Source organism: Rhizobium tumorigenes (genome assembly GCF_003240565.2).
Classification (GTDB): Bacteria; Pseudomonadota; Alphaproteobacteria; order Rhizobiales; family Rhizobiaceae; genus Rhizobium; species Rhizobium tumorigenes.
On sequence record NZ_CP117255.1, the window covers coordinates 1,037,150 to 1,055,707 of the forward strand.

An 18,558-nucleotide genomic window follows, 5' to 3' on the forward strand; every position below is an offset into this window, starting at 1 on the left:
CCATATGACCGCGCGAATTCTGGTTGTTGACGATATTCCGGCGAATGTGAAGCTTCTCGAAGCCAGGCTTCTGGCCGAGTATTTCGAAGTGCTGACCGCCGACAATGGCAAGGACGCGCTGGCCATCTGCGACACTACCCAGGTTGATCTCATTCTGCTCGACATCATGATGCCTGGCATGGATGGCTTTGAGGTCTGCGAGCGGCTGAAGGCAGATCCGAAGGTTGCCCATATCCCTGTTGTCATGGTGACGGCGCTCGACCAGCCGGCGGACCGTGTTCGCGGCCTCAAGGCCGGTGCTGACGACTTCCTGACAAAGCCGGTCAATGACCTCCAGCTGATTTCGCGCGTCAAGAGCCTGCTGCGGCTGAAGACCCTGAGTGACGAACTGCGCTCGCGTGCCGAGACCGCACGCACGCTCGGCTTCGAGGATGGCAGGATCGGCGAGGGCAAGGGCGAGGAGATCGCGCAGGTCCTGCTGGTCGACGGCCGCGCCAATTCGCAGGAGCGCATCGTGCGCGCCTTGAAGCCCATTGCCAATGTCGTGGCTATGTCCGACGCCCAGGCGGCCCTGTTCGAAGCCGCGGAAAGCTCATTCGAACTGGTGATCGTCAATTCCAATTTCGATGACTACGACCCGCTGCGCCTCTGCTCACAGTTGCGCTCGCTGGAGCGGACGCGATTTCTACCCGTGCTGCTGATCACCGATCAAGGTGCCGACGAGATGACCGTCCGGGCACTCGAGCTCGGTGTCAACGATTACATCGTCCGTCCGGTAGATCCCAACGAGCTCGTGGCTCGCTGCCTGACGCAGATCAAGCGCAAGCGCTACAATGATCGCCTGCGCGCGAGCGTCCAGGAAACCATCGAGCTTGCCGTTACCGACGCATTGACGGGGCTGCACAACCGGCGTTATCTCGACAACCACCTGGCCATTCTCTTCAAGCGATCCGTCCAGCGCGCCAGGCCGCTTTCGATCCTCATCACCGACATCGACCGCTTCAAGGCCGTCAATGACCTCTACGGTCATGATGCCGGCGATCAGGTCCTGCGGGAGTTTGCCGCCCGCGTACGCTCCACCGTGCGTGGCGCCGATCTCGCCTGCCGTTTCGGCGGTGAGGAATTCGTGGTCGTTATGCCGGATACATCGGCGCCGGTCGCAGCCGCTATTGCCGAACGACTTCGTTCAGCCGTCGAAAGCACACCGTTCACTCTGCGCGGCACCGGCCAGACGATTGCCATCACGGCTTCCTTCGGCATTTCATCCCGCGAGACATCGCTCGATGGGCCTGACGAACTGCTGAAGCAAGCCGACCGCGCCCTCTATGAGGCGAAAAACGGTGGACGAAACCGCGTGGTCGCTGCAGCCGCCTAGGCCTGCATCGATTCTGGCAGTGCCAGTGGATGTCCCCGTAAGCTGTTTCGAGCGGCCATTACAAAAGTTTAATATCTGAAAAGTAGAGCTTGCAGGATTCTTTCGCAAAAGCTTCTTAAGTAGATCTGCGTCATTTTATTTATAAAATGGAAAGAGGTTGAATTTTTATTGAATAATCCGTTCGGATATATTGAAACAATCACAGTATCGCAGCGTGATTTTTCTCGTTATGCGGACGTAAATTTGGCTTCATGCTGAAGTCTTCGTAGAGGGGCGTTCGAGGTAACCCAAATTTCGGACAGAGCGATTAAGTCAAAACTGAAATTAAACTGACGATTTTCAGTATTTTCGGGTTTAATCCAAACATCGCCTCGCGTTCCGCAAGTTTCTGCCTCGCCCTATTTAACCATAGAATCAGTCTGACCTCTTTTGACATTGAAGACTTCTTGATTTTAACCGACTTTTAAGCGAGTTTGCCGATGTCGAACATCGTCCAGCCGGGCAGAAATACCCCATGATGCTCAGGTCCGCCGCATCACCTGGTTCGTGGGGTCGGTCGGTCGGATGCATGCCTTGCGGTTCCTCGTACCGCTTTGCATCCGTCCGACCCCTAGTGAGCGCCGCTCTTTCCCGCCGGAAGAGCGGCGTTCTCTATAATGACAGCCCGAACTGACCATTAACGCCGGTCGAACTTCGAAGCATCATATTAGAGATATATAATTTATCACGCGGGGATCTTGTGGGCAATATCGGACTTTTGATCTGCTGGCATTAAAAAAGGCGCAACCCCTGCAGGTGCGCCTTCTAGAACCTGAAAACCATAGTGATCTTACTTGATCTTGGTTTCCTTGAACTCGACATGCTTCTTAGCAATCGGGTCGTACTTCGTCTTGTTCATCTTGTCGGTCATCGTGCGGCTGTTCTTTGTGGTGACGTAGAAGAAGCCGGTGTCGGCCGTCGACAGAAGCTTGATCTTGATTGTTGTTGCCTTGGCCATGGTCGTCCTGCCTTTAAGAAAAATGATGCCGTGGACGGCCGGTTGCGGTCCACGGCAAATTATGGCGCGAAATTACAAATCGCGCCCGAAAAGTCAACCCCTCTTCCCCAGGAACAGCAGTCTGGCCCCGGAAAGCAACACATAAAGCCCGAAGAAACCGGCAATTGCCCAAGCAAATCCATCGGTGCCGGCGGCGTCGATAGCTGTGCCGATCGCCTGCGGGCCGGCGACCGTGCCGATTGCATAGCAAAACACGAACGCGGCATTGGCAGCGGCAAGATCCGGCCCTGTCAGCTGGGATCCGAGATGGCTGAGGCCTACCGTATAGAGGCCGGAGACGCATCCTCCGAAGAAAAGAAGCAGGCCTGCGGTTATCATCCAGTTGCCGACCACCCATGGCAGCGCGAGCGCGCCGACCAGGCCCATGCAGGCCATGATGACCAGCAGCGGCCGCTTGTCTGCCAGTTTGTCCGATAGCAGGCCGAGCGGGATCTGGAACACGACATTGCCGATGCCCATCATTGTCAGCAGCAAGGCGGCGTGCGATTCGGTAAAGCCGGAGCGCGTCGCATAGATCGGAAACAGCGACAGGCCGCCTGCCTCGACCGCTCCGAACACGAACACGGCAGCGGTGGCCGTCGGCACCAGGAAGACATAGCGCATGAAATGCATCTCGGGCTTTTCTTCCAGCACCGGGCTTTCATTGCGGGCAATGAAGATCGGGATGGCGGCAACCAGGATGGCGACCGCGCCGATCAGGAAGGGCAGGATACCCTCGCTGCCGACCAAGGAGAAAATCAGCGGTCCTGCAGCAAAGCCGAGCGACAGGACTGTGGCGTAGAGCCCGAGCACGAAGCCGCGCCTTGCCGGGGGGGAGGCGGCGTTGATCCAGAATTCCGAAAGGATGAACAGCGTGGTGGTCGCGCCGTGGAAGACCAGCCGCAGCGGGAACCACATCCAGAAGGCCGTCGCATAGTAGAAGCCGACAGCGCTGACGGCCGAGAGAAATACCGCCCACATCATTGTCGAGGCAACGCCGAAGCGGTGCGCCAGCCGTGTGGTGATGGGCGCGGCGATCATTGCCGCGATCCCTGCCATCGCTGTGTTGAGGCCGATCAGCGACGACGAGATACCGCGCTTTTCAAGGATGATGCTGAAAAGGGGCAGGCCGAGACCGATGGCAATGCCAACGGCCGAAATCGACGAGATCGCGGCGAAAAGCGAGGGCCAGTGAATTTCTTCGACATGGCCGACCTTGCCGTTCGTCGGTTCAGTCATGGTTGATCCTTAGCATGGAGCGAACGAGACGTCCGCGTCGCAGAATTGAGAAAGGCCTCTTGCCGGCTAATCCAGAGCGCCACATTCCGGGGCCTCCGGTCGATCGCAGCGGCCGGAGCATGCCCGACAATGCCGGCAATGTTCAGACAAGAATTAGCCTCCATGTCAACCCATGGCCGGTGATGATGTCAGGTCCGGTGGGGAAAACCCTGCCGTTTCGGCTTGTCTCGGCGTCCTGCAGCCTTACCCGGTGCCTTTGCCTTCATCGAATTCGTCCGGCTGGTCGTCGTGGCCACCGAAGCCGTGCATGCGCAGAGCCCATTGCAGCCCGATCACGCCGCCCTTGATCGGCTGGATGACGGCAAGCGCCGTCAGCACGGTGATCGGCGCCCATATGGAAAGCGTCGCCCACATCGGCAGATGGTGCATCGTGTCCGATATCATATATCCGCCGACGACAACGTGGCCGAGCACGAGGATGACGAGATAGGGTGGCAGGTCGTCGGAGCGGTGGTGAAACATTTCCTCGCCGCAGACAGCGCAGCTATCCACCGGCTTCAGAAACGCCCGAAAAAGCTTTCCACGGCCGCAGTTGGGGCAACGGCTGCAGGCGCCGCGCAGGATAGCCTGGCCGAGCGGGCGCTCGGTTTTTTCAGGTCCGCCATAGCGAATGACGGGTGTCGAACCGCTTGCTGTCATCACTCCTCCTCCAGCCGCCCTCCAGCAGCTATTTCCGTCCGCGCGGTGGCCTCGTCCCAGGCTTCTTGCGCACCGGCGTGCCGCCGCGTCCAGACTTATGGAACGAACGCATGCCACGCGGCAGTTCGCGTCCCTCGCTCAGCATCTCGAAGCGCAGCGCGCCTGCCAGCGGCACCGCTTCCACCAGTTTCACCTTGACGCTGTCGCCAAGGCGATAGCCAAGCCCTGTGCGGTCGCCGACCAGCGCCTGGTGCGCCTCGTCATAGATGTAATAGTCGTTGCCGAGCGTCGAGATCGGAATGAAGCCATCGGCGCCGAATTCCGGCAGTGCGATGAACAGGCCAGACTTGGTAACGCCGCCGACGCGCCCGTCGAACTCTTCGCCGACACGGTTGCTGAGGTGATGGGCAATCAGGCGGTCTACGGTCTCGCGCTCGGCCGCCATGGCGCGCCGCTCAAAGGTCGAGATTTCCGCCGCGATGTCGTCGAGACCGGCTTCCTGCTCCGGCGTGATGCCGCCTTCGCCAAACCCGAGCGAACCGACCAGCGCGCGGTGGACGATAAGGTCGGCGTAGCGGCGGATCGGCGAGGTGAAGTGGGCGTACTTCATCAGGTTAAGGCCGAAATGGCCGATATTCTCCGGGCTGTAGATCGCCTGGCTCTGGGAGCGCAGCACCATCTCGCTGACCATTGTCTGGTGCGGCGTGCCTTCTGCCTTGGCAAGAATGCCGTTAAAATTGTTGGCGCGCATGTTGCCGCCCTTGGCGAGCGGAATGTCGAGCGTCGCAAGAAATGTTCTCAGGATCTCCTGCTTGGCAAGCGACGGGCCGTCATGGATGCGGAATACCAGCGGCTGCCGCTGCTTTTCCAGCGTCTCGGCAGCGGCGACGTTCGCCTGGATCATCATTTCTTCGATGAGCTTGTGGGCATCCAGCCGCGGCGGCACGACGACGCGGTCGACTGTCCCATCCGGCTTCAGCTGGATCTTGCGCTCGGGCATGTCGAGTTCCAGCGGCTGCCTGCGGTCACGGCCGCGTTTCATCACGCCATAGGCATGGTAGAGCGGCTTGAGGATCGGTTCCAGCAGCGGGCCTGTCTGGTCGTCAGGCGTCCCGTCGATCGCCGCCTGCGCCTGCTGGTAGGAGAGCTTGGCCGCACTCTTCATCATGATACGGTGGAAGGTGTGGCCGATCTTGCGGCCCTCGCGCGAAAACACCATGCGCACGGCGATCGCCGGCCTGTCGACGCCTTCCTTCAGCGAGCAGAGATCGTTGGAGATCCGCTCCGGCAGCATCGGCACCACCCGGTCGGGGAAGTAGACCGAGTTGCCGCGCTTCTGTGCCTCCCGGTCAAGCATGGAATTCGGCCTGACATACCAGGAGACGTCGGCGATTGCGACGTTGACGATGACGCCTTCGACATTGTCGGGAGAAGGGTCCAGCTCGGCATATACGGCGTCGTCGTGGTCCTTGGCGTCGGCCGGATCGATGGTGATCAGCGGCACGTTGCGCCAGTCTTCGCGGCTCTTCATCGTCGCTGGCTTGGCGTCGTCGGCCTCGGCTAGCACCGGCAGCGGGAAGATGTAGGGGATGCCATGGGCATGGATGGCAATCATCGAGATTGCCTTTTCCGAGCCGATCGAGCCAAGTACCGACAGGACCTTGGCGCGCGGCAGGCCGAAGCGGCCGAGACGCGCAACTTCGATCTCGACCAGGTCGCCATCCTTGGCGGTGCCGACATCCTCGGGATCGATGACCATTTCTTCGCCGCGCCGCTCGACCGGCATCAGCCTTCCGCCACCACCGGGCGTCTCTCGGAAAACGCCGAGAGCAGCACTGCGGCGACGGTCGAGAACCTTGATGATCCGCGCCGTATAGGCCGGTCCGCCGCGGTCTCCGGCCGGAAAGATCTTTGCCAGCACCCGGTCGCCCATGCCGGCCACCGGTGCCTTGCCCTTGCCGTTGCGACCGGCCGGCGATGATGTCTGGCGGATGGCGACGGCCGGCGCGACGCCGGCATCCTCCGGCCATTCCGCCGGGCGGCCGATCAGCTCGCCGTCCTTGTCGCGGGTGGTGATGTCGAGCACGGTCACGGGGGGAAGAGCGCCTGGCCGCATCAGCGACTTGCGGTTCTTCTGCACCATGCCGTCCTCTTCGAGGTCGCGCAGCAGGTTTTTCAGTTCGACGCGTTGCTCGCCCTTCAGCCCGAAGGCCTTGGCCAGTTCGCGCTTGGAGGCTTGCTGTGGATGGTCGGCAATGAAGCGCAGGATGACTTCGCGCGGCGGCAATACACCCTGGACGATCGTGTCCCTGGCTGGCGCCGTAACATCACTCTTGACCGCGCCGGCCTTGGCGGCACGCACGGGCTTGCCGAGACGACGTTCGACGGGCGACGGTCTGCTGCGCGGTTCTCTGCTCACTCTGCTGCCTTCTTCACTGTCTTCTTGGCGGCTGGCTTGGTCTTGGCCTTGGCTGCCGGCTTGGCGGCGGTCTTGGTCGTCTTTGCCGATGCGGCAGCGGTCTTCGTTGCTGCCTTCGCCTTCGGTGCGGCCTTGGCCTTGGCGGCAGCTTTCGGCTTGGCAGGCTTGCCGGCCTTCTCGACGATCAGGGCAAGCGCTTCCTCGACACTGACGCTCTGCGGATCCTTGCCCTTCGGCAGCGTCGCGTTGATCTTGCCCCAGTTGACATAGGGCCCATACTTGCCGTCGCGCACGGTGATCTTGCCGCCACCGTCCGGATGGTCGCCAAGGTCCTTCAGCGCTGCCGGCGTGCCGCGACCGCTTGGGCCCTTGGCCTGCTTGTCGGCGAGCACCGTGACGGCGCGGTTGAGACCGACCGTGAATACGTCCTCGATGGTCTCGAGATTGGCATAGGAGCCGTCGTGCAGCAGGAATGGTCCGTAGCGGCCGAGGCCGGACGAGATCATCTTGCCGCTTTCCGGATGCTTGCCAATATCGCGCGGCAGCGCGATCAGTGCCATCGCCTTCTCGTAGTCGATATCCTCGGGCTTCCAACCCTTCGGCAGCGACGAGCGCTTGGCTTCCTTGCCCTCTCCACGCTGGATGTAGGGGCCGAAGCGACCGGAGCGCAGTGTCAGCTCTTCCTCGGTCACCGGGTCCTTGCCGAGCGCCTTCGGCTCGCTTAGGCCGGTCGATTCCGCATCCGTGCCGCCTTCAGACGAGAGCTGGCGGGTGAAATTGCAGTCCGGATAGTTCGAGCAGCCGACGAAGGCGCCATACTTGCCAAGCTTCAGCGACAGGTTGCCGGTGCCACAGACCTGGCAGATGCGCGGATCGCTGCCGTCTTCGCGCGTCGGAAACACCAGCGGTGCCAGCGCCTCGTTCAGCGCATCGAGCACGTTGGTGACGCGCAGTTCCTTGGTGTCGTTGATCTGGGCGAAGAAAGCCGTCCAGAATTCGCGCAGCACGTCCTTCCAGTTAAGCTCGCCGGCCGAGATCCGGTCGAGCTTCTCTTCGAGATCGGCGGTGAAGTCGTATTCGACATAGCGGGTGAAGAAGTTTTCGAGGAATGCTGTGACCAGCCGGCCCTTGGCCTGCGGCACCAGCTTGCGCTTGTCGATCGTCACATAGTCGCGGTCGCGCAAGGTTGCCAGCGTTGCGGCATAGGTGGAAGGCCGGCCAATGCCGAGCTCTTCCATCTTCTTGATAAGCGTGGCTTCCGAATAGCGCGGTGGCGGTTCGGTGAAATGCTGCGTCGAGTTGATCTTCTGCTTGGCGAGGTTTTCGCGGGCGTTGATCTCCGGCAGGCGGCCGTCTTCTTCACCGTCATCGCTCTGCTCGCCGTCTTCCTTCTGGTCGGTATAGGCAGCGATGAAGCCATCGAAGCGGATGACGGAGCCAACGGCCCGCAGGCCGGCCTTGTCGTCGCCGTTGGTTGCCAGAATCTCGACGGTCGTCCGCTCGATCTCGGCAGAAGCCATCTGGCTGGCAATCGCCCGCTTCCAGATAAGGTCGTAGAGACGCAGCTGGTCGGCATCGAGGGCGCTGCGCAGGTGATCGGGAATGCGTTCGAAGTCGGTAGGACGCACGGCCTCGTGCGCTTCCTGGGCGTTCTTTGCCTTGCTCGAATAGAAACGAGCCTTTTCCGGCAGGTAGCGATTGCCGAACTGACTGCCGATCGAGCTGCGCGCCGCATCGATTGCCTCCGGCGCCATCTGCACGCCGTCGGTACGCATATAAGTAATGAGACCCACGGTCTCGCCGCCGATGTCGATACCCTCATACAGCCGCTGCGCGACCTGCATCGTACGTGATGCGGAAAAGCCGAGCTTGGAAGAAGCGGCCTGTTGCAGCGTCGAGGTGGTGAACGGTGGAGACGGGTTGCGCTTGACGGGCTTCGCCTCGACGGTGTCGACGACATAGCTGGCACCTTCGAGCAATGTCTTGAGATTGCCGGCCTGTTCGCCATTGGCAATCGAGCGTGCCTGCAGACGCTTGCCGTCGGCAACCGTCAGACGGGCTTCGAATTCATCGCCGCGCGGCGTCTTCAACAGCGCCGAGAGGTTCCAGTATTCTTCCGAAACAAACCGCTCGATCTCGGACTCACGGTCGCAGACCAGACGCAGCGACACGGACTGCACGCGGCCGGCAGAGCGGGCGCCGGGCAGCTTGCGCCATAGCACCGGCGACAGGTTGAAGCCGACGAGATAGTCGAGGGCCCGGCGCGCCAGATAGGCGTCGACCAGCGGTCCGTCGATATCGCGCGGGTTGGCCATGGCGTCGAGAACGGATTTCTTGGTGATGGCGTTGAAGACGACGCGCTGCACCTTTTTGGTGCCAATCACCTTCTTCTTGTTGAGAAGGTCGAGCACATGCCAGGAGATCGCTTCACCTTCGCGATCAGGGTCGGTCGCGAGGATCAGGCCATCGGCCGTCTTCATCGCGTCCGTGATATCCTTCATGCGCTTGGCCGAGGCGGCGTCGACTTCCCAGAGCATCTCGAAGTCCTGGTCGGGCAAAACCGAACCATCCTTGGCGGGCAGATCGCGCACGTGACCGAAAGACGCCAGGACCTTGTAGTTGGGTCCCAGATATTTGTTGATCGTCTTGGCCTTGGCAGGCGATTCTACCACTACAACATTCATGATCATTCTCTAATTAGGAGGTCGCGCTGAGGAGAAACAGGCGGGTGTCCGGGCAATCTTCACTTCCCGGCCCCTCGACATGGACAGTGAAATCGCTGCGGTCAAGAGGGACGGTGCATTTTTGCCGCCTGCAACGTGACGCAACCTTTGCGAGATATTAAACGTATTGCAATTATAGATAAATGCTTTATCGTCTTTGTTATGCAGAGATAGAGACAGTCCATGCAGTGATACACCCTTGCGACGGGAAGACGAAATGACGTCCAAACCTGTGAAAAATAAGGGAGGGCAAACCTCCATGGAAAGCTTTGCATTCATCCGCCAGATGTTGGGCGAGTTGCGGCAGGTGGCAGAAAGGGAACGTGCCGATCTTCTGTGCTACCTTCTGGAGATGGCCTACGTCGAGGCCGGCGACCTCCAGGCCGGCCATCGGCCACTTGCATCAATCCAGCATGGCGAGCGACACTAGCCCGCCGGGGTGTCGATGCAACCGTCCGGCGAGATCCAGTTCGATCAGGACAAGATAGACTGACGCCGCCGCCAGCACCGTGTGGCGGATGATATCGTCGATCTCGACCGGTGTCGGCCCGAGCGAATCGACGATGCGGGCGCGGTCGTTGTCATCGGGCGGCAGCAGCATCGGCTTGCCGGGATCCTCGCCAGGCTCCTCTGCCATCGGCGTCGCGAACAGGTCGATCTCCGACAGTGGCGCCAGAGCCTCGATGATATCACCGGGGCTGGTGGCGATCATTGCGCCATCCTTCAGCAATCCGTTCGTTCCCTGACAGCGCGGATCGAGCGGCGAGCCGGGCACGGCAAACACCAGCCGCCCGAATTCCCCGGCAAGCCGCGCCGTGATCAACGAGCCGGAGCGTGTCGCCGCCTCGACGACCACCAGACCCAGCGCGGCCCCAGCGATCAGTCGATTGCGACGGGGGAAGTCGCGGGCCCTCGGCTCCCAGCCGAATGGCATCTCGCTCAGCGCCATGCCATCGCCGTTCCAGATTTCATTGAGCAATCCGACGTTTTCGGGCGGGTAGGGCTGGTCCAGTCCACCGGCCAGCGCCGCGATGGTACCGGTCTCGATGCTGGCCCGATGGGCAGCCGTATCGATGCCGCGCGCCAGCCCCGAGATCACCGCATAGCCGGCACGACCGCAGTCCCGCGCGATCATCGCCGCGAACTTGGCGCCGCTGATCGACGCATTGCGCGAGCCGACGATACCCACCACGGGCTTGGTACCGGTGGCAAGATTGCCCTTGGCCGCGATCAGCGGCGGTGCCCCATAGATCTGCCGCAGCGCCGGAGGATAGTCGGGTTCGCCGACGCCGATGAAGCGCGCCCCGAAGCGCTCGGCAATCTCAAGTTCGCGCAGGGCATCGCTTTCGCTGCAGATGCGGATAGCCCGCGTTGCGCCGCCGCGCTGCGACAATTCCGGCAGCATCGCGAGCGCGGTTTCAGCCGAGCCGAAGTGGTTGATGAGGTCGCGGAAGGTGGCAGGCCCGACATTGTCGGAGCGGATCAGCCTGAGCCAGGCAATCCGTTGTTTTTCCGTCAGCGCAATCCCAGACCGTCTTGCGCTGTCCGTGGCCATGAACCTACCCCTTGGATCCGATCTTGCTTTCCGTCCCTGCAGTCAGCCTGGCGATGTTGGCCTTGTGTTTCCACCAGCAGATGAGGCTCATCAGCGTCATCGCCGCAGCAATCTTGTCGGGTCCCACTATCCACAGCGCAACCGGAATGACAAGTGTTGCAACCAGTGCGGACAGCGACGAGTACCGGCTGAGGAAGGCGCAAGTGAGCCAGACGACCGCAAACAGCAGCACCATAACCGGCGCCAGCGCCAGCAGGATGCCGATATAGGTTGCCACACCCTTGCCGCCCCTGAAGCCGATCCAGACCGAAAAGATATGGCCGATGAACGCCGCAAAGCCCGCAAGCAGGCCGGCCTCTGCGCCAAAAAGCCGCGTGCAGACGAATACGGCGAGGGTGCCTTTGAGAGCATCGAGCAGCATCGTTGCGACGGCGAGCTTCTTGCTGCCGGTGCGCAGCACATTGGTTGCCCCGATGCTGCCGGAGCCGATTGACCTGACATCGCCGAGCCCGGCCATGCGGGTCAACACCAGCCCGAAGGGGATGGAGCCCAGCAAATAGCCGACAGCAACGGCTGTTAGCGCTAGCGGCACGGTGATCTGCCAGTTCATGATGTCGTTCAAATCGTCCCCCTATAGTCCGGCTTTTCCGGCCGTTTTCAGTTCAGCGAATAGACCAGTGCGCCCCCCACATAGGTCGCTACCGCCCGGCCGCTGAACCGGGCATCCTCGAACGGTGTATTCTTCGAGCGCGACAGAAGCATGTCCTTGGCGACAAGCCAAGGCTCGTCGATATCGATCAGCGTGATATCGGCTTTCGCGCCCGGCTGGAGCGTGCCGGCATCGAGCCCGAAGATCTGGGCCGGTCGCGTCGAGAGGGCATCGATCAGCCGCATCAGGCTGACCTGGCCGCTGTGGTGGAGGCGCAGGGCCGCGGCCAGCATGGTCTCCAGCCCGATCGCGCCGTCCGCCGCTTCAGCGAAAGGCAGCCGCTTGGTGTCGACGTCCTGCGGATCGTGCGAGGAAACGATGATGTCGATCGTGCCATCGGCGAGCGCTTCGATCATCGCCATCCGGTCATCTTCGGGTCTCAGCGGCGGATAAAGCTTGAAGAAGGTACGGTATTCGCCGATGTCGTTCTCGTTCAGCGCCAGATTGTTGATCGAGATGCCGCAGGTGACCCTGGCGCCGCGTTTCCGGGCGTTCCTGATCGCCTCGGCCGACTCAGGCACCGAAATCATCGCGGCATGGTAGTTGCTGCGGGTCAGTGCCGCGATCCGGAGGTCGCGCTCGAGCGGGATGAGTTCTGCTTCCTTGGGAATACCCGACAGGCCGAGCCAGCTGGCAAACAGGCCTTCGTTCATGACGCCCTCTGCGCCGAGATGTTCGTCGCGCGGCACGGAGGCAATTACAGCACCGAACTCGCGGCCGTAGGTCATCACCCGGCGCAGCACCTGCGCGTCGTGGATGCTGGCATGGCCATCGGTAAAGGCCACGGCGCCGGCTTCCCTCAACAGGCCGATCTCGGTCATTTCAGTGCCGGCCAGTCCCTTGGTGAGGGCGGCGGCGGGATAGACATTGACGACGGCCTTGTCGCGCGCGGTCTTCTTGACAAATTCGACCAGCGCGATGTCGTCGATCACCGGATCGGTATCCGGCATCATGATGAAGGAGGTGATGCCGCCGGCTGCGGCAGCGCGGCTGGCCGAGGCGATTGTCTCGCGGTACTCGCTGCCGGGTTCGCCGACATGCACGCGGGCATCCACGAGGCCGGGCACCGCTATCAGCCCGGCGCAATCGCGCACGGTGGCGCCTGCCGGAAACGGCAGGCCATCGGCTTGCCTGCCGGATGCAACGATGACGCCGTTCTCGACGATAACGGTGCCGGTCTCGTCGAGCTGGCGCGAGGGGTCGATGATGCGGACGTTGGTGAGGACGATGGTGTTCATGCGCGCGGCCCCTGGTTCTGCGAGACAAGCAGCGTCTCCATGACGGCCATCCTGACGGCGACCCCCATTTCCACCTGTTCGGCGATGACGCTCTGCGGTCCGTCGGCCACTTCGGAGGCGATTTCGACGCCGCGGTTCATCGGCCCCGGATGCATCACCAGTGCGTCTTCCTTTGCAGCCTTCAGCGTCTCGGCATCGAGGCCGTAGAAATGGAAATACTCGCGCACCGAAGGCACGAAGGCGCCGGACATGCGCTCGCGCTGCAAGCGCAGCATCATCACCACGTCTGCATCCTGCAAGCCTTCCTTCATCGAGTGGCAGATTTCCACGCCCATCTCTGCCATCCCGGTCGGCAGCAGCGTCGCCGGCGCGACGACGCGCACCCGGGCGCCCATGGCGTTGAGCAGCAATATGTTGGAGCGGGCGACGCGCGAATGCAGCACGTCGCCGCAGATGGCAACGATGATGCGCGACAGCTTGCCCTTGGCGCGCCGGATTGTCAGCGCGTCCAGCAGCGCCTGGGTCGGATGCTCGTGCTGGCCGTCGCCGGCATTGACGACGGCACAGGAGACTTTTTGTGCTAGCAGGGCGGCGGCACCGGCGCTCGAGTGACGGATGATCAGCACGTCCGGGCGCATGGCATTCAGCGTCATCGCCGTGTCGATGAGGGTTTCGCCCTTTTTCACCGACGAATTGCCCACCGACATGTTCATAACGTCGGCGCCGAGCCGCTTGCCGGCGAGTTCGAACGACGCCTGCGTCCGCGTCGAGGCCTCGAAGAAAAGGTTGATCTGGGTCAGCCCGCGCAGCGTCGACGTCTTTTTCTCGCGCTGGCGGCTGATCTGCACCGCCTCGTCAGCCTTGTCGAGAAGATAGGTGATATCCTGCTCGGTGAGACCTTTGATGCCGATAAGGTGGCGGTGGGGGAAAAAGACCATGCGGGCGCCCTCGGATGTCGTCAGGGGCTCTATAATGAGCGCGCGGCGAGGGGGCAAGGCGGTTCGAAACGTTCAGGCCGGGCGAGGCGGCTTCGGCAACATGTTTATGGTGGTTGTCTGGTGCGTCGAAAAGCGGGTTGGTATCGGCGGCGCTTGATATCGACAGCCCGGTAGTGGACTCCGCTTCCTCGAACCTGCCAATTCGATTTAACAATCACAACCATGCATCCGCCGACACCTCCGCTTGCCCTTCTCAAGATCCGGGAATAGCTCTTTTGGCTAAATCGATCGGGCAGTTCATTGCCGCAAGAACATATTTGCTCCGAGTCACTTAGCCGTCATTAAACGACAGGCCAGGAGTCTGGTGCCTGATCGAACTGCGAATGTTTCGGAGGCGACGAACCACCCGCTACCCCTGCCGCCGCCATGGTTCGCACCCATGCACGAGCACTGGCATACGTGACCGAGTGCATCCCAGCAGGCAGGCGCACACACCTCGTGCTCGTGATAGGGCTGGACGACATAGACGCGCCGATACCGATGCAACGCATTGTTGATGAAGTCATTGAACCAAGCCTGAGGCAGCAACCAGCGCTTTATATTCGGAGCCCAGATTGGCGGAGTGCGCTTTTCACCCTGCAACCAACTCCGGTTGTCAGCAGCGTAGGGCACCTTGACCTGCAGTTTCTGTCCTTTTCCCAGGCGGATGGCGACCGGAGTTGCCGTCTGGCCTAGCACCCAATTCAACTTTACTGCATCTGCGTCAAATGCGCTCACTTAGCTCCATCCTCCAGATAAGAGAACCACCGCAACTTCAAGTCGATGTCAATGGCAGGCTCTCGACAAACTTCTCACTCTCTGATTGATTTGACCGTCAATGAAGGGAAGAGAAATGCCAGCAAAGACAACAATCCAATACCGCCAATTGAAGACGGATGGACTCTGGGAGGGTATTGAACTCAAACCGATGCTGGTTGACGTCTTGAATAGGCGCGGTTGGGCCGACAACGCCAAGCATCGCATCCTGGATCTCGATCAGGATCACAGCTTTGTCATTCTGAACAAGGTATCCGATCCAGACAGTTGGAAGGGCCCTGTCTTCGCCGGTCAATTGATTCATCTGCAGGAGGGGGCCGACGTGCACGCTGTCATGCAGTCCCTTGAGGACGACACCTCCGAATACTTGGTTCAAAGCCTAAATGTGGGCGACACGGCGCGCGTCCTGAAGGGCGCGTTATACTTCGCTGTAGTGGGCAATCACGTTGGTCTGATCGAGGGGGCACAAGTTCGGGGAAGGACATTGGAAAGATACCTGACGGCGCTACTGCAGCGCGCCGGCGAACTGGAGGCTGGGCAGGCGGTGATCTTGAACGGCAAGTTCATGGCGGGCGACGGAAAAGAACTCGCTGAATCCACTGAGATGGTGGTGACCGCCAAACCCAACCTTGGACGGCATGCGGCCGCGGTGCAAGGTGCTGTCGATGAGATGATGGCACGGGAAGCGGGCTTGGCGAGCGAGCGAGGAGCGACGGTGTTCGACGTTCTTGCTACACTCGGTTGGAGCACTGAAGCGATCGAAAGTTTACGCGCTGAAGTTCCAGATGACGGCTGGATTGAAGGTTTCTTTCGAGTTTTCATCAAGGAAAAACGGAAGCGCAAGCCAATTTCGAGAGCAACCATTAACGAAGCACTTCGCAACATTGATCCGGCAGATCTCGGTTTGCGAGGCGATGGTAGCGAGAAAAATGGTGTCGTAAAGCTCTCGGTTCAGCGCACTGTCACGACAAATCAATCGCTTTTGGACCCTGCTAATGCTATGGAACAGATTGTGAACGCCTTACGGGAATGGGCGGCAGCGGGAAAGATAGATTGTCGGTTCGATACATAAAAACAATCGCAGTAGTCGCGTTGGTGGGAGCTAGCGCGACACTGACGCCGGGAACTATTTCCAGCGATGCCGGACGCATGCTTGTAACGATCCTTGGGCTTTTCGCAGCGAGCATTCTGCCTACTGTCTCGTTGTTGATAAATAGTATGAGCGCGGCAGGAAGATCGGTTCACGCGGTGAATCAACTGCAAAAAGAGTTGCAGGCTGCGATTGACGCGCTGTTTTTCATCTTCGGATGCGTGATCGTGGCTGTCGGTGCGCTGTTGTCGCTGTTGATCGAGCCGGCCGCTTTCATGACGCGGGTTCCCTACCTTACATCTGAAATCTTACCGCGTGCAGGTCAAGCGATCGTATGCGCTGCAACAGGCCTGGTCATCTGGCGTGCTGGCCAGATACCCGCGATCCTCCGTCGGTCGCTTAAGGTTCGCTACGAAATTGCGGTAAGTGAAGCGCGCTCCAAAGTAGATGCCAACGTTCCCGCCGCCAGCCAGACGAAACAAGCGTTCGCCACCCATCCTGACTTCGGTAAAGTCGTTTCATTGCAGGAATTACAAGGGCCAGAGAAACGCTCGTAGCAGCGTTGCAAATGTTCTTCCCGGCGAATGCTGGATACGGAATTCCGCATGAGTTTAGGGTATTGGAGTTTAAAGTGTTCTTGGCCGGCGTCGTCCATCTGCTTTTCAGGTCGTACCCTGTCGGTAACGCTGTCACCACAGCCGCCCAGCCGCTCAACGCCTCCAGTCAAGCTAGCGCACCTTCTTCCGTCAAAATCTCAGCCACTCCGCACCCACGTACTTTGAGCCGCGACGTCAATCAGAAATGCGCCGATGCGAGCACTTGCAGGGCAAATAATCCAATTCTTGTCATGAAATTCCAGCGCATTTCCTCATCTTAAGTCCAAACAGTGTCGCCTCTCATGCCAAAACACTTCCATACCCCAGACAAGGGAGTTTCCGCATTCCTGACGCCGAATTGCTGCAACGGACCCCCACACTGTACCCCCACTGTGTACATCGCCATGAATCTCGCCTCTGGACGTTCCCACCATAGGTGACTTCGGCTAGAAGCGAATCATGACCCAAGCGCCCCGGAACGAAGACCCGTTGACCGATCTGAACCAGCCGAGCCTGTGGTCCGGCATCAATGCCTATCGTTCTGATCCGCTGATCGTCGATCTGACGGCCAATCTGCCGCGCAGCATTCGCGAAGACCTCGAGCAGATGGGGCGTTTCGTGACGTCGCATGAGGCGCAGGAACTGGCCCGGATGGCAAACCAAGGCGTGCCGCAGCTGAAGACCCATGGTCCGCGCGGCGAACGGTTGGATATCGTAGAGTTCCATCCGGCCTGGCATGCGCTGATGCGCCGCTCGATGTCGGCGGGGCTTCATTCCTCGATCTGGGATCCGCAGGCGGATGTCGAGGCCAAGGACCAGGCGCACAAGGTGCGAGCCGCGCGCTTCTACCTGACAGCGCAGCTAGAATGCGGCCATCTCTGCCCGCTGACGATGACCAGCGCCTCGGTGGCGGCGATGATGGCTGCCCCTGCGGTCCAGAAGGACTGGGCGCCAAAAATCCTGTCGCGGAAATATGATTCCACCAACAAGCCGGCCATGCAGAAATCCGCCGTCACCATCGGCATGGGTATGACGGAAAAGCAGGGCGGCACGGATGTGCGCGCCAATGTCACGTCGGCCGAGCGGGTGGGGGAGGGCATTTATCGGCTCTCCGGCCACAAATGGTTCCTGTCGGCGCCGATGAGCGATGCCTTCGTCATGCTCGCCCAGACGGGCGACGGGCTGGGCTGCTTCCTGGTGCCACGGCTGCTCGAGGACGGCTCGGCGAACGGGCTGCATTTCCAGCGCCTGAAGGACAAGATCGGCAACCGCTCGAATGCGTCCGCCGAAGTTGAATTCACCGATACGTTCGGCTTCCTGCTCGGCACTCCCGATGGCGGCGTCCGAACGATCCTCGACATGGTGACCCTGACGCGGCTCGATTGTGCGCTGGCGTCTTCGGGCATCATGCGCGCGTCGCTCGCCGAGGCGGTGCACCATGCGCGCGGTCGCAGCGTGTTCGGCAAGCCGCTGGTGACCCAACCGATCATGACGCGCGTGCTCGCCGACATGGCGCTCGACGTCGCAGGTGCGACTGCCCTTTCGTTCCGTCTGGCCGAGGCCTTCGACAAGGCCCGCGACAGCGCCGACGACGCAGCCTATGCCCGGGTGATGACGCCGGTCGCCAAATACTGGTGCTGCAAGATCGCCCCGGCGCTGATCTACGAGGCGATGGAATGCATCGGCGGTAGCGGCTACATCGAGGAACGTCCCATTGCCCGCCACTACCGCGAAGCGCCGGTCAACGCCATCTGGGAAGGCTCCGGCAATGTCATGGCGCTCGATCTCCTGCGCGTCCTCAACCGTGGTCGAGACCTGTTCGAAACGGTGTTCGCCGGACTTGCCCGCGATCTCGGCCCGGCCGGCAAGAAGACCATCGCCGTGCTGCGTGCCGCCATGGCGCTCTGCGAGCGCGACGAGGGTGCTGCCCGGCTTCTGATCGAACAACTGGCACTGGCTGCCGCCGCCGCCGAACTTTACCGGCTCGGTGCCGGCAAGGTGGCCGATGCCTTCATCGAAACACGTCTGGCCGGCGGCTGGCGCTCGACCTACGGCATGCTCGACAGCCGTTTCGACGCCAGCTACATCGTCGATCTGCTCTATCCACCCGCGACCTGACGGAGAG

General features: G+C 60.9%; 15 protein-coding genes. 6 read left to right on the forward strand and 9 right to left on the reverse strand.

From position 1 onward, the window contains the following. Positions 1-4: 4 nt before the first annotated feature. Positions 5-1,375 carry a PleD family two-component system response regulator gene (locus tag PR017_RS05135; RefSeq protein WP_111220601.1) on the forward strand — a complete coding sequence of 457 codons (1,371 nt, stop codon included), beginning with the start codon at positions 5-7 and terminating at the stop codon, positions 1,373-1,375. A gap of 829 nt (positions 1,376-2,204) precedes the next feature. Here PR017_RS05135 and rpmG read toward each other — a convergent pair. From rpmG to topA, 5 genes are all read right to left on the reverse strand, one after another. Continuing rightward, complete coding sequence (gene rpmG, locus PR017_RS05140; protein ID WP_111220602.1) at positions 2,205-2,372, reverse strand: 50S ribosomal protein L33; 168 nt, start codon at positions 2,370-2,372, stop codon at positions 2,205-2,207. 93 nt (positions 2,373-2,465) lie between these two features. Further along, on the reverse strand, positions 2,466-3,650 hold the full coding sequence (locus tag PR017_RS05145) for an MFS transporter (RefSeq protein ID WP_111220603.1): 1,185 nt from the start codon (positions 3,648-3,650) through the stop codon (positions 2,466-2,468). Positions 3,651-3,893: 243 nt separating this feature from the next. Beyond that, on the reverse strand, positions 3,894-4,349 hold the full coding sequence (locus tag PR017_RS05150) for a DUF983 domain-containing protein (RefSeq protein WP_111220604.1): 456 nt from the start codon (positions 4,347-4,349) through the stop codon (positions 3,894-3,896). A 28-nt stretch (positions 4,350-4,377) separates the two neighbouring features. Beyond that, complete coding sequence (rnr, locus tag PR017_RS05155) at positions 4,378-6,768, reverse strand: ribonuclease R (protein WP_111220605.1); 2,391 nt, start codon at positions 6,766-6,768, stop codon at positions 4,378-4,380. Further along, the gene (gene topA, locus PR017_RS05160; protein ID WP_111220606.1) at positions 6,765-9,452 is read right to left on the reverse strand and encodes a type I DNA topoisomerase; all 2,688 of its coding nucleotides are present in this window, start codon (positions 9,450-9,452) and stop codon (positions 6,765-6,767) included. Before topA ends, rnr begins: the two co-directional genes overlap by 4 nt. Positions 9,453-9,708: 256 nt before the next feature. Here topA and PR017_RS05165 point away from each other — a divergent pair, with 256 nt between their 5' ends. After that, positions 9,709-9,921, forward strand: a complete 213-nt coding sequence (locus tag PR017_RS05165; RefSeq protein WP_111220607.1) for a hypothetical protein — start codon at positions 9,709-9,711, stop codon at positions 9,919-9,921. Here PR017_RS05165 and dprA read toward each other — a convergent pair. The 4 genes from dprA to PR017_RS05185 are packed head-to-tail and all read right to left on the reverse strand — an operon-like array spanning position 9,895 to position 13,931. Beyond that, positions 9,895-11,046 carry a DNA-processing protein DprA gene (gene dprA, locus PR017_RS05170; protein ID WP_111220608.1) on the reverse strand — a complete coding sequence of 384 codons (1,152 nt, stop codon included), beginning with the start codon at positions 11,044-11,046 and terminating at the stop codon, positions 9,895-9,897. The genes PR017_RS05165 and dprA overlap by 27 nt on opposite strands. Before the next feature lie 4 nt (positions 11,047-11,050). Beyond that, on the reverse strand, positions 11,051-11,656 hold the full coding sequence (gene plsY, locus PR017_RS05175) for a glycerol-3-phosphate 1-O-acyltransferase PlsY (RefSeq protein WP_111220806.1): 606 nt from the start codon (positions 11,654-11,656) through the stop codon (positions 11,051-11,053). A gap of 47 nt (positions 11,657-11,703) precedes the next feature. Further along, on the reverse strand, positions 11,704-12,993 hold the full coding sequence (locus tag PR017_RS05180; RefSeq protein ID WP_111220609.1) for a dihydroorotase: 1,290 nt from the start codon (positions 12,991-12,993) through the stop codon (positions 11,704-11,706). Beyond that, positions 12,990-13,931, reverse strand: coding sequence for an aspartate carbamoyltransferase catalytic subunit (locus PR017_RS05185; RefSeq protein ID WP_111220610.1), 942 nt, complete (start codon positions 13,929-13,931; stop codon positions 12,990-12,992). The genes PR017_RS05180 and PR017_RS05185 overlap by 4 nt, the downstream gene beginning before the upstream one ends. A 34-nt stretch (positions 13,932-13,965) precedes the next feature. On the opposite strand from PR017_RS05185, the gene PR017_RS05190 reads away from it, so the two are divergent. The 4 genes from PR017_RS05190 (at position 13,966) to PR017_RS05205 (ending at position 18,551) form a co-directional block, all read left to right on the forward strand. Continuing rightward, the gene (locus PR017_RS05190; protein ID WP_279619511.1) at positions 13,966-14,088 is read left to right on the forward strand and encodes a hypothetical protein; all 123 of its coding nucleotides are present in this window, start codon (positions 13,966-13,968) and stop codon (positions 14,086-14,088) included. Between the two features lie 735 nt (positions 14,089-14,823). After that, entirely contained in the window at positions 14,824-15,819 is a 996-nt protein-coding gene (locus PR017_RS05195) for a hypothetical protein (protein WP_111220612.1), read from the forward strand. Positions 15,820-15,896: 77 nt separating this feature from the next. Further along, positions 15,897-16,394 (forward strand): hypothetical protein, encoded by a 498-nt coding sequence (locus PR017_RS05200; RefSeq protein WP_111220613.1) that lies wholly within the window; start codon positions 15,897-15,899, stop codon positions 16,392-16,394. A gap of 498 nt (positions 16,395-16,892) precedes the next feature. Continuing rightward, a complete protein-coding gene (locus PR017_RS05205; protein WP_111220614.1) occupies positions 16,893-18,551 on the forward strand; it encodes an acyl-CoA dehydrogenase family protein in 1,659 nt (552 codons plus the stop codon). Positions 18,552-18,558: the final 7 nt, after the last annotated feature.

Coding starts and splice junctions, on each gene's coding strand:
- PR017_RS05165 (WP_111220607.1), top strand. CDS start 9,709: ATGACGTCCAAACCTGTGAAAAATAAGGGAGGGCAAACCTCCATGGAA.
- dprA (WP_111220608.1), bottom strand. CDS start 11,046: ATGGCCACGGACAGCGCAAGACGGTCTGGGATTGCGCTGACGGAAAAA.
- rpmG (WP_111220602.1), bottom strand. CDS start 2,372: ATGGCCAAGGCAACAACAATCAAGATCAAGCTTCTGTCGACGGCCGAC.
- topA (WP_111220606.1), bottom strand. CDS start 9,452: ATGAATGTTGTAGTGGTAGAATCGCCTGCCAAGGCCAAGACGATCAAC.
- PR017_RS05195 (WP_111220612.1), top strand. CDS start 14,824: ATGCCAGCAAAGACAACAATCCAATACCGCCAATTGAAGACGGATGGA.
- PR017_RS05150 (WP_111220604.1), bottom strand. CDS start 4,349: ATGACAGCAAGCGGTTCGACACCCGTCATTCGCTATGGCGGACCTGAA.
- plsY (WP_111220806.1), bottom strand. CDS start 11,656: ATGAACTGGCAGATCACCGTGCCGCTAGCGCTAACAGCCGTTGCTGTC.
- PR017_RS05135 (WP_111220601.1), top strand. CDS start 5: ATGACCGCGCGAATTCTGGTTGTTGACGATATTCCGGCGAATGTGAAG.
- PR017_RS05180 (WP_111220609.1), bottom strand. CDS start 12,993: ATGAACACCATCGTCCTCACCAACGTCCGCATCATCGACCCCTCGCGC.
- PR017_RS05185 (WP_111220610.1), bottom strand. CDS start 13,931: ATGGTCTTTTTCCCCCACCGCCACCTTATCGGCATCAAAGGTCTCACC.
- PR017_RS05205 (WP_111220614.1), top strand. CDS start 16,893: ATGACCCAAGCGCCCCGGAACGAAGACCCGTTGACCGATCTGAACCAG.
- PR017_RS05145 (WP_111220603.1), bottom strand. CDS start 3,650: ATGACTGAACCGACGAACGGCAAGGTCGGCCATGTCGAAGAAATTCAC.
- PR017_RS05190 (WP_279619511.1), top strand. CDS start 13,966: ATGAGCGCGCGGCGAGGGGGCAAGGCGGTTCGAAACGTTCAGGCCGGG.
- PR017_RS05200 (WP_111220613.1), top strand. CDS start 15,897: ATGCTTGTAACGATCCTTGGGCTTTTCGCAGCGAGCATTCTGCCTACT.